Here is an 11233-nt window from a genome sequence, read left to right on the forward strand (position 1 = left end):
TCTGCCTTCGCAGGCAGGCAGACAGAGATACATTGGTCAACCTCTCTTTTGCACCATGCTGATAGCCTTCAGGATCACACCATTACTTGGTATAACTGGTCCCCAGTCATTATTGAATTCGCTGGAGGCTCCGCGAAAGCCGGTAGTACCTTTCAGATGAATCTCATCAATCACTTTCCCTAACCGTGGATTGGTCCACTCATAGGCGAAAAAGGTGGTGCGATTCTCGGCAGTACCACCCATGTCAACCGCGTCAGCACCGTAGCAATAGGTTCGTTGATGTCCATCATCAGCGATAATTCGTTGCTGCCAGTTGGACTCTAGGAGGTTGACGCCATAGCGAATAGGGATGGTGGTGACAAAGCCGTCTTCATAGGCAACTTCGTACCATCCAAGGAGGTCTGCGGTGTCCTCTTGGTCCCACATCAGGCGAAAACTCTCTCTATTTGCTGCAGGTCTCACTGCCGCATGAAGAAAAATTAAGCTGGTCGGAGATGCTCCAATTGGGATGCCAGTTACCGAACGGGGCAGGGAACTAGGCTGGCTTCCGTTTGTCCCGACAATGACCGAGTGCCTGTTATTAACTGACCGCAACTCAAAGGGAATATCGTTGTGCTTGATATTACCGACTACCGCGCTGGGAAGACTGGTGCCTAAAGCTGTTGAGTCATCGCCGAGATTAAATTTGCTTGAGATGTCCAGCGGCAGGATCAAAGTTTCCGTCTGGCTGGGGGGCACTATCCCGCTGAGACGCATGCGTATCGCAGGAATCATAGACTGCACCCGAAGTAGATGGTCTCTCCTGTTTAGACTCTTCCCAGTCCATAGAATGCTGCTGCAGCCCAGAAAGTCAGACATCAGCTCTTTGCCGAACCCAAATTCATTCGTGGCAAACCAGGCAGAGGGAGCCCCTCCAAGAAGAGTAGAGCGCTGCTTGCGTATCTCATAGTTCTTGATCGTGGTATCAAAGTTGCCGTACACCTGCTGGAAGCCCATCTTATCCAGCGTGGCCTCATTCATTTCCTGGTGAGCACTATCGGATGAGTCAGACTGATCACCCCAGAACCAGTTAAAAAGAAGGCAGTCTTTTGGGATTAACCGCTCTACCTGGTCCGGGGTCATGCCCCCGGGTGTGTAATAGGTCCAGCCATCTGCAGCAACATTCTTCTGCAAGCCATGCCCACGAACAGATTCCAACAGCATGTCTGCCCATAAGGCGGACTTGATACCGCGTGCTGAGAGATGGTCGTGTATTTGTTTAACGTCTTCTCCGAACAATTCACCAATGTTTTTGTCCGCGCACCGCGGTGAGCCATCTACGGGTAGAAAAAGTTCGTCATGTCCGATATGGATCATCCTGGGTTGCAGCAGATCGATATATTCGTCATAGACCTCAAAGACAAGCTCGTAAGATTTAGGATTAGAGGCACAATAAATATCGGGCCATTTATTTTCGGGGATAGCCGCCAGATCTCTGTGTCCTGCCAGGAGATAGTAGCTGTGGGTGAATGAGGCGATCTCCGGAATGAGTTCGATTTGATTTTGCTTGATCCATCGTGCCAGCTCCGCAACCTCTTCTTTTTCGAGGAAGCCTCCGTCTCCGGTGTCTTGATGGGATGAGTTTTGTTGCAGTCCATGAAAGGGCCCCGGAGGATAGTTGCGGCAACTGTAATTACAATCGCGGGCGAACTGTACCCATCCGGAATTCAATTCCGGATGGCTCTCTAGCCGCATACTTGCACCCATTTCCATGATGAGCGTGTTGTATTTATAGAGCGCCATATAGTCCCGGATAAAGCGTTTGAAGAAGGGGACATTCTTTCTTCCGGGAAGATACAGATAAATTCCACGAAACGGTTTATCGGGCCAGTCGCGAATTCTGACGCCACGAATCAGCGCACCATCGCCGTCCTTATAAATCAATTGTCGCAGAGACTGCATTCCATAAAATGCGCCGCGATTATCGCTCCCCGCCACCAGGACCAGGTCCCTGCTGCTTTGAAGAATGTAGCCCTCAGGGCCCGGGTTCAGCTTTTCAGTGTCGAGCCGTTGCTGCTTACAGCAGTGACTTACCAGAGGGTTTTGAATTGATCCCATCACGATGCATCGCACATTAGCGGGCAGCGTGTCCGACCTTTCCGTCTTGATCTGTATGTTGAACCAGTCGCTCAGCTCATGAGCCAGCGAGCGCGCAAGAAAGACATCTTCTCCTGACGCAGCTGGAGGCAAAATGATACGGACCTGGCTGTCTAGAATGAAGCCACTATCGGAATCCGATATTTCCTGCGGCCGTGGGTAGATAGCATTTTCGATGGAAGCTGCTGGCATGGATCCCGCGGCAGTCTGGTCCATGGCAATCATGCTGTGAGTTCCTGTGTCAGACCTATGGATAAATGCCGCAGGACTAAGAATTGCGCCTCCTGCTACAGACCCCGCCGTATTTAGAAACTTGCGTCGCGTAAGACTTTTCACGCATGACTCCTTTGTCTTCCGAACTGCACATCTTCTAGCCGTGTTAGTAGGTGGGGCTGGACAAGCGACGAAATTCCGGCCGAGACTAGCGCTCCGTTCCTCTGCCTGGCGCACCCCCGATGCGCGCAGCAGGTCCCCTTATCGTACTGCGTCGTTTTCTTTCGAATATTGCATGTGGCAGCCACTTTAAGAGAATCCGTTGCGAAATGCAATTCTCTGAGACATGGGGCGCAGACACCCCATATGTCCCGAGATTTCCTGCCCGTATAAAGACTGAATTCAGCGCGTCTCGCGTTGTTGTGCAGGCACAGCCGCACTAAATTCGTTGTCAGGCGAATTACTTTTCTTTATGTGTTAATTCTTTGTTGACGGTATTGTTGGTCGCTGATATGCTCCGCAGGTCGAATGAAAACGAAGGAAGAAGTAATGAAACACTTATGGAGGATGAATGAGTCAGATTGCTGAGCGGCCCACTTCTGGAGAGTTTTTTGCGTGCCTTTTCCGTTCCCTTAGGTGCCCGTCCTTTGGGCTGGTACTCGGTCTTATGCTCTGTTTCGGCTTGCTCTCAGCCCGCTCAGGCAAGGCGCAGTCGGTCTCCTCTACGCTCCGAGGTACGGTCAAAGACGCGTCTGGCGCTAACATCGTTGGCGCCAAGGTCGTTTTGTCGGAGCCCTCCACCGGGCGAATTATTCAGCAAACGCAGTCCAGTGCTGCGGGAGATTTCGAGTTCGACGAACTGTTGCCGGGCACCTATGAGCTCCATTGCGATTCTCCGGGCTTCAAGTCCTTTGTGGCTCAGAATATTCTCATGGAGACTGGACAGGTCCGGCGAGTTGACCCGGTCTTGGCAATTGGGGCCACCTCTACTTCAGTAGTTGTTTCCGCTGGCGCTGCCGTAATCAATACTGAGTCAGCCGAGATATCCACGACCTTTGATGCAAAGCAGAATGATAAAACCCCCTTGGTGAACATCTACCCAACTCCTTATGCGCTGTTGACGACAGCAGCTGGGGTGCAGGGAGGCTATGGAACCTATCCAATCATGGATGGTCAGCAGCAGAACCAGCAGTCGCAGAGCTTTGATGGAATCCCGAACGATCTGGCGGGTGAGCAGAACAATAATTCCAACTTCTTTGAAGAGCTCTCTGCTCAGACCTTCAATGCTCCAGCTGAGAGCGCCGTCCCGTCCAATATCAATCTGATCACCAAACGTGGCAGCAATGATTTCCACGGAGTTGAGAGCTACAGGATTTATGATTCCGTACTCAACGCCTCAGAGTATTTTCCTCCGCCGAAGACTCCGTACCTTGAGCACGAGTGGAACATTGCAGTAGGAGGCCCGATCTACAAAAACCGGACCTTCTTCTATGCGGAGTGGTTCGCGCAGAGGATTCCGCTAGGGACTCCCGTAATCGCCAGCGTACCCACTGTTCAGTGGCGCCAGGGCCAGTTCCAGCAGACCATTATCGACCCGCTGACTGGCCAGCCTTTTCCCAATAATACGATTCCTGCGAATCGCATCAGTTCCGTAGCGCTGGCTTTTCAGAACACGTATTATCCTGCGCCTACCGGGGCGTACGCCAGTCAGGCCCCCGTCAACAACTACCCATTCGTATTCCCGTTTAATAGCGATTTATTTAAGGGCGACTGGCCCCTGGTGCGCATCGATCACAACCTGACCAAATCGAATAGTTTGTTTGTCCGTTGGTTGATGAGAGAAACGCCTTATGTGCTAAACAATGGTCTCCCTAAACTTGTTTGGACCAGGCTCCGCCGGAATCAGCAGTGGGCGGTGGGAGACACTCAGATTCTTTCCTCGCAGCTGGTCAACAGCTTCAGATTCGGGCTGTCCTATGACTACATCATTGATGGCCAGTCAGAAGGCGGACAGACGCCACCGAACGGTGCAGCTGTTCTCGCGGCCACTGGACTGGAGGGGTCCAATCCGAGCGGCCTCACCGGTCAGGGATTTCCTTCGATTTCGATCAGCGGCCTCACCGCCATGTCGAATGTCCCCGGTGGCGTCAAGGCAGACAACCGGATCATAACCTTCAGCGACTCGCTGAACTGGCAGGTAGGACGGCACGTCTGGAAATTCGGATTTCTCACCCAGCACTTCATGAACTTCTATGGTGCTGTTCCGGATTACGGCACATTTAATTTCGATGGATCTGCTACAGGGAACCCCTATGCGGATTTCCTGCTTGGCATTCCGCAGGAGGCTCAGCGCACCACACCCTTGGTTAACCGGTCTCAATACGTGGGTGACACGGGTATTTATGCCGAAGACTCTTTTCAGATTTGGCCGCGCTTGACTCTCAACTATGGCCTTCGTTGGGATTACTATGAGACACCATCGACCCCGGACCACCTTCAGTACAATTTTGATCCCGCTACCGGCAACGTAGTCGTCGATCCTGCAGCGATCAGCAAAGTCAGCTCTCTTTACCCTTCCAACATTAACGTGGTGCCCGGTTCGGTCCAGGCCATATCGGACAAGACAGACTTCGCGCCTCGCTTTGGAGCTGCCTATCGTTTGAGTGAGCATTCGGTACTTCGCGGCGGCTATGGCCTGTATACCGCACGGCTTGATGCCGGTATCGCAAGTCCCGGAACATACAATCCGTTCTTACTCATCAATCCCCAGTTGGGTGCGACAGGACCGTTCTCAATCACGCAGACCTATCTCAACGTGCTCGGACCAGGTCAAGCCCCGCTTCTACAATTTCCCAATCCCTATCCTTCGAGCACCGCGCTTGCCAGTGTTCCCAGTCAATCGGTGAACGGCTATCCCAGGCAATCGCATCTGGGAAGAATTCAGCAGTACAGCGTGACGTATGAACGGCAGGTAAGGAATATCGGCCTTCGTGCTTCCTACATAGGTTCGCGTAGCTCTGGGTTGAACTATCAGGTCAACATCAATCTTCCTCATCCCAGCACGACTCCATTTACCGCGAGCGAGAGGCCATATCCTCAGTTCTTCAGCACAACACTCGTCCGCTTTGATGGAGGAGCTAAATTTGATGGTCTTCAATTTGAGGCCCAGCGTCGTGCCGGCGGCTTCCTCTTCGACGCGAGTTACAGCTTTCAGCGCAGCATTGCCAATTACCTTGATACCGAGAATCCTTACGATGTGTTGAGTCATTGGGCGAACGATGGCCCAACTCAGCGCCACTATGCATCGATCACCGCATCCTGGCAGCTGCCCTTTGGCAGAGGCAAGCGATACCTCTCGCAGGCCTCACCTGTAGTCGATAAAATGGTCGGCGGTTGGACTCTCACTTCGCTCACCTATTTAGGATCTGGAATCTATTATTCCCCTTACTATTCAGGCTCCGACCCATCGAACACCGGCACCTTCGGCGGTTTGCCTGACAAAGTCGGAGACCCTTATTCCTTTTCCGGTGGCAAAACTACCCTTCAGGCATTTAATGACGCGGCATTCGCAGTCCCGCAACCTGGACATTTTGGCAACGCACTTCCGAACAGTATCGAAAACCAGCATCTTTACATGACCCATCTGGGCGCTCTGAAAGTGATTCCAATTACTCATCGCCTCACGTTTGATTTTCAGTCTCAGATATCAAACCTCTTCAATCATCCGGAATTCCTGCCACCAAGCGGAGACATCTCGGTGCCGGGTGGCAATGAATACACCTCCCAGCTCGGTGTATTCAGCTCGCTCGAACGAGGAACTCCACGACAGATCACATTTCAGGGAGCCTTTAGATTCTAGAGCGCTGCTGCTACGCTTATTCTCTCCGGAGCTGATATGCCCGGAAGCATAGGTTCTGACAAACCAGGCCGCCTGAGGTCCTCCGCCTCAGGTGCCTTCTTCGGTCGGGACTACAGGTCTTTTTAGAGAGCACCCACGGGTAAAGGCTCTGGTGAGATCGAAGCCCATTTCCCTGATTTACGCTGGAGGTCTTTGCTTGGTAATAAATCGTCTTGTTCGCTCAGCCTGTATGTTGTTCTTGAGCTGTTCGATAGTCACCTCGCCTGTCCCGCTGCGGGCGCAAACGCAAAGCACGTTGCCTATCATGCCTTTGCCTGCTCACGTAGTACCGGGTCAGGGCGAATTTGTGATTGACGGCGCCTTCGGCGTTTCCCTGGAAGGGTACAAGGAGCCCCGCCTCGAGCGCGCCCGGCAACGATTTCTGGTTACTCTGTCCCATGAAACCGGCATTCCCCTTTGGCGTGCAGCACAGTATAACCAGCCTCATTTCACTATCAAGACCGATCATGCCAGCCAGCCAGTGCAGCAGCTGGGAGAGGATGAATCTTATGACCTTGAGATTTCTTCTACACAGGTATTGCTAACTGCCGCTAACCCATTGGGTGTTCTTCACGGATTGCAGACTTTTCTGCAGTTAGTCAGAGTTACTCCTCAAGGCTTCAGCGTCCCGGCAGTTTCTATTCACGATCACCCGCGATTCCCCTGGCGCGGTCTCATGATCGATTCGAGTCGGCATTTTATCCCTATCCCTGTAATCGAGCGTGACCTGGATGGAATGGAAGCAGTTAAGCTCAATGTTTTCCATTGGCATATCTCCGACGACCAGGGATTTCGGGCTGAGAGCAGAGTATTTCCTCTATTGCAGAACAAGGGTTCAGACGGCCTCTACTACACCCAGACTCAGATCCATCAAGTCCTTGATTATGCGCGCGATCGAGGAATCCGCGTAGTGGCTGAGTTTGATATGCCGTGCCATACTGCTTCCTGGCTTGTAGGCTATCCGCAACTGGCGAGCAGCAAGGGCCCCTATCATGTAGCCATACACATGGGCGTCCATGATGCGGCCATGGATCCCACCAAAGAATCCACCTATCAGTTTCTCAATTCATTCATTGGTGAAATGGCCAGCTTGTTTCCAGACGCCTACTTTCATATCGGGGGCGACGAGTGTAACGGAAAGGAGTGGAACAATAATCCGCAGATTCAGCAGTACATGCACGCGCACGGAATAGCAGACAACGCAGCTCTGCAGGCATATTTCACTGCAAGAGTACAGAAGCTGGTTGCGATCCACCACAAGATCATGGAGGGCTGGGACGAAGTGTTGCAGCCGACAACACCAAAGAACGTGGTCATTCAGTCATGGCGCGGGCAGACTTCACTCGCTCAGGCCGCAAGGCAGGGGAATCGTGGAATTCTCTCCACGGGCTATTACATTGATTTGAACCAGCCAGCTTCGCAGCATTACCTGGTGGATCCGCTTGGAGGTGACGCAGCCTCCCTTGATTCCGAGCAGCGGGCGCGAATCCTCGGCGGTGAAGCAACCATCTGGAGTGAATTCGTTACGCCGGAAAACATTGACAGCCGCATCTGGCCTCGGACCGCAGCCATTGCGGAACGACTCTGGTCTCCGCAAGAGGTGCGAGATGTGGATTCCATGTACCAGAGGCTCGCTGTAATTTCGCAGAATCTGAAATGGTATGGAATTAATCCGCAGGCTGTTACAGATGAGATGTTGCAACGGATGACGGGGAACCATGATCCCGCAACGTTAAAGGTTCTGGCTGCAGTTGTGCAGCCTCCGATAGGCTATACGCGAGACGATGGTCCGAACTACACCTCATTCACTCCGCTAAATCGGCTGGTAGATGCTGTGCCTCCTGAGAGTGACGTCGCACGCCAGTTTCAGCACCTTGTAGAAAAGATCGTTGCGGGCCATGCGACGCAACAACAGTGGGCACAGGCGCGGCAATGGCTAATCCTATGGCGTGATAATGACGCGAAGTTGCAGCCTACCCTGGGCGAGTCAAATCTAACCCAGGAACTGGTGCCGGTCTCCCATAATCTGAGCGAGGTCGCAATCATAGGCCTGCAGTCCTTGGATAACCTTCGCAACCACACTGAAGTCAGCACGCTGGTGCAACAGAAAAATCTACAGCAGATTAAAGCTGCGGAACAGCAGACTGCTTCCTTGCTGAACATGGTCGCGCCTTCTGTAAAACTTCTTGTCCAGGCAACAAAAACGGAGTAGAGGATGATTAAGCCAATTCGGAAAGACTTTCGCGAACTTACAAGCAATCCCAACCCGCCTCCAGCAGAAGCATCTTGTCCGGCTTCTGCTTTCCGCCCGCTCCGAAGCCATATCTTGGCGGCCTTGCTGATGCTGGTGTCCGGTATAGCGTGGCCTGCCTTCGCTGCCCCGGCGCAGCAGTTGGCTGTTACTCCGCCGATGGGTTGGAATGATTGGGCACACTACCAGTGCAACTTTACATCGCAGACAATCCTCGACAACGCCAAGGCTCTGATCAAGAGCGGTCTCGCCGCACAGGGCTATAACACCGTGACCATTGACGATTGCTGGATGCAGAAAGATCGGGATGCTAACGGAGACCTGCAGCCTGACCTGATGCGTTTTCCGCATGGAGTCAAGCCGGTAGCCCAGGCTGTGCATGCGCTCGGTCTCAAATTCGGCATCTACGAGGATGCCGGCTATGAGACATGTGGAGGTTTCGCAGGCAGTGGTGACCCGAACGGCGGAGGAAAAGACCACTTCCTTCAGGATGCCAGGTTATTTGCATCCTGGGGCGTCGATTATCTGAAGCTGGATGGCTGTAACGTATATGCCCCTAAGGGCACCAGCAGTGAAGCAGCCTATCGCAAAGCCTACGCTGCACAGAATGCAGCATTGAAGCAGGTTGGGAGGCCGATAGTATTCTCTGAATCAGCACCTGCATACTTTCAGGATTCTCCTGATTGGTATGATGTGCTGACCTGGGTTCGCTACTATGGACAACTCTGGCGCGAAGGTACTGACATCGAAACCTTCGACGTTAAGAAGCCTGATGCAGAGCGGTTCGATAGTGTGCTTTGGAACTATGCTTACAATCTACCTCTCGGCAGGTTTCAGAAGCCTGGTAATTGGAACGATGCAGACTTCATCATTGGTGGCGACAGCGGCATCACGCTCGCGGAAACGCGCAGCCAGGTAGCCTTATGGTCGATGATGTCGGCGCCACTCATACTCAGCTCTGATCTCGACAAGCTAAGTCCCCAGTCGGTGGCTATTCTCGGCAATAAGCAAATCATTGCGGTCGATCAGGATCCGCTCGGCCGCATGGCCACGCTTGTCAAGCGCAGCTCTGTCACCGATGTATTGTTTAAGCCATTGAAGGGGGGTGATTATGCAGTTGCGGTATTGAACCGCGCCGGCAAATCACTGCAAGTTGATCTGCATCCCTCTGACTTCGGCTTTGCAGCAAGCGCGGCGTGCAAGATAGATGCGCAGGATCTCTGGAGCGGAAAGCATCAATCCACCTTATCGGCGGCCATCGCACCTCACGACACCGCAATATGGCGTATCCATCCATCCACACCCTGCGGCAGGCCAAATCGTAAGGGCACAATCACGATGATCGTGAACGGAAAGAATCACGATATCCCCACCTATAGCCGATGCCTTTCTTCTTCGGGACAGGTTCACTCGTGTCAGGGAACTCCGGAGGAAATCTGGACCGTAACAAAGGGAGGTTCACTGGAGTCGTCGGGGAAGTGTCTTGCAGTTCAAAATGGAAAGCCGGTAATGCAGGCATGTAACTCGAATAGCACGCAACACTGGAACTACAATCTCCTCGGCAACGTGATCAGTAGTGACCACAAATGCCTTACAGGGAGTACTCTCAATAATAATTCCCAAGGCGTTAGCATTGCTGCCTGTGGGCATAATCAGCCTGATCAGATATGGTCGCTGCCTAATTAATTTCGAGTAGATATTCTCCCAACAATGGCCGCGATCTACGAATCGCGGCCATTTTCCTTGTGCCAACTCAAGACATATTTGTGCTGAATAGCACCGGATTTATCGGTTGATAGCCGGACATAGCGGGGATTCATTTGTTCAACGAAGAATGACTAGAGCTAGTTGCATAAATGCCTCAAGGTGATGAGGAGCAGGAGAAGTGGAAGAAGCCTTAAAAGAGGGTAAGGATGCGGTCGTAGCGGACCTGGATGCGGCGGAAGTTCTGCAGCCAAGCGTTGGTGCGTTCGATTTTCCAGCGGCGTTTGTAGCGTCTGAGTTTGCGTGCATCTTCATAGCGTCGTTGTCGCTTGTTGCTGCGGTAGGCACGATCAGATCGGTGCCGCGTTGTTTCAGCCGCTCGCGCAATGGGTCGGAGTCATAGCCGCGATCCGTAATCACGCGGCGCAAGCGGGAACGAGGGCGTCCAGGGTCTGTGCGGAGCACGTTTACGGTTGCGAGCGTGCTCTCTGCAAGCTGGTGTTCGGAGATCTGCGCGGACGCAAGTTGCGCTCCGACAGGAACGCCGCGGCCGGCGACCACCACCATGCACTTCGTACCTTTCCCCCGACGGGTCTTGCCGACTCCGGAGCCCCCTTTTTCGCGGTGACGAAGGTGGCGTCCAGAAAAGCTTCTTCCCAATCCAGCAGACCGCGCTGGTCCATCTGGCCCAGCAGTTTCCGCCACGCTCGCAGACAGACGCCCTGCTCCTCCCACATCCGCAACCGCCGCCAGCAGGTGGATCCGTCGGGATACTCCGCGGGTAGATTGCGCCACCGGGCTCCAGTGCGCAGCACCCATAGGATTCCCAGCAAACATGCGCGATTGCTCGCCCTCGGTCGGCCTCGTCCATCTTTACGCCGCTTGGGTTCTGGAAATAATGGCGCCAACAACGCCCACTGCTTTTCGCTCAATAACACCGCTCGCTTCTTCATACAAGAAGCTCACCACTCGACAAGCCTTAACCGTAAGTTCCTCTCTTGAGGCCGTACCCATTTATGCAACCAGTTTTA

5 protein-coding genes and 1 pseudogene are annotated in these 11233 nt (G+C 53.1%); 3 read left to right on the plus strand and 3 right to left on the minus strand.

What is annotated here, in order from left to right; genetic code table 11:
* Positions 1 to 36: 36 nt before the first annotated feature.
* Positions 37 to 2361 (minus strand): beta-N-acetylhexosaminidase, encoded by a 2325-nt coding sequence (locus tag C7378_RS04145; RefSeq protein ID WP_131992064.1) that lies wholly within the window; start codon positions 2359 to 2361, stop codon positions 37 to 39.
* Between the two features lie 655 nt (positions 2362 to 3016).
* Here C7378_RS04145 and C7378_RS04150 point away from each other — a divergent pair.
* From C7378_RS04150 to C7378_RS04160, 3 genes are all read left to right on the plus strand, one after another.
* A complete protein-coding gene (locus tag C7378_RS04150; RefSeq protein ID WP_165876638.1) occupies positions 3017 to 6208 on the plus strand; it encodes a TonB-dependent receptor in 3192 nt (1063 codons plus the stop codon).
* A gap of 304 nt (positions 6209 to 6512) precedes the next feature.
* Positions 6513 to 8459 (plus strand): family 20 glycosylhydrolase, encoded by a 1947-nt coding sequence (locus C7378_RS04155; protein WP_243648054.1) that lies wholly within the window; start codon positions 6513 to 6515, stop codon positions 8457 to 8459.
* Between the two features lie 114 nt (positions 8460 to 8573).
* Complete coding sequence (locus C7378_RS04160; protein ID WP_165876639.1) at positions 8574 to 10184, plus strand: ricin-type beta-trefoil lectin domain protein; 1611 nt, start codon at positions 8574 to 8576, stop codon at positions 10182 to 10184.
* A 138-nt stretch (positions 10185 to 10322) separates the two neighbouring features.
* Here C7378_RS04160 and C7378_RS18040 read toward each other — a convergent pair whose 3' ends face one another.
* Together C7378_RS18040 and C7378_RS18155 are read right to left on the minus strand one after the other, a co-directional pair.
* Entirely contained in the window at positions 10323 to 11021 is a 699-nt protein-coding gene (locus tag C7378_RS18040) for a transposase (protein ID WP_279388569.1), read from the minus strand.
* Positions 10922 to 11155: pseudogene (locus C7378_RS18155) on the minus strand (transposase); the annotation flags it as partial. The gene C7378_RS18040 and the pseudogene C7378_RS18155, both read right to left, overlap by 100 nt.
* Positions 11156 to 11233 lie beyond the last annotated feature (78 nt).

This window comes from Acidipila rosea, assembly GCF_004339725.1.
Lineage (GTDB): Bacteria > Acidobacteriota > Terriglobia > Terriglobales > Acidobacteriaceae > Acidipila > Acidipila rosea.

Excerpts from the sequence above, each read along its gene's own strand:
- C7378_RS04145 (WP_131992064.1), bottom strand. The coding sequence starts at position 2,361 with ATGATTGCCATGGACCAGACTGCCGCGGGATCCATGCCAGCAGCTTCC.
- C7378_RS04150 (WP_165876638.1), top strand. The coding sequence starts at position 3,017 with ATGCTCTGTTTCGGCTTGCTCTCAGCCCGCTCAGGCAAGGCGCAGTCG.
- C7378_RS04155 (WP_243648054.1), top strand. The coding sequence starts at position 6,513 with ATGCCTTTGCCTGCTCACGTAGTACCGGGTCAGGGCGAATTTGTGATT.
- C7378_RS18040 (WP_279388569.1), bottom strand. The coding sequence starts at position 11,021 with ATGGGTGCTGCGCACTGGAGCCCGGTGGCGCAATCTACCCGCGGAGTA.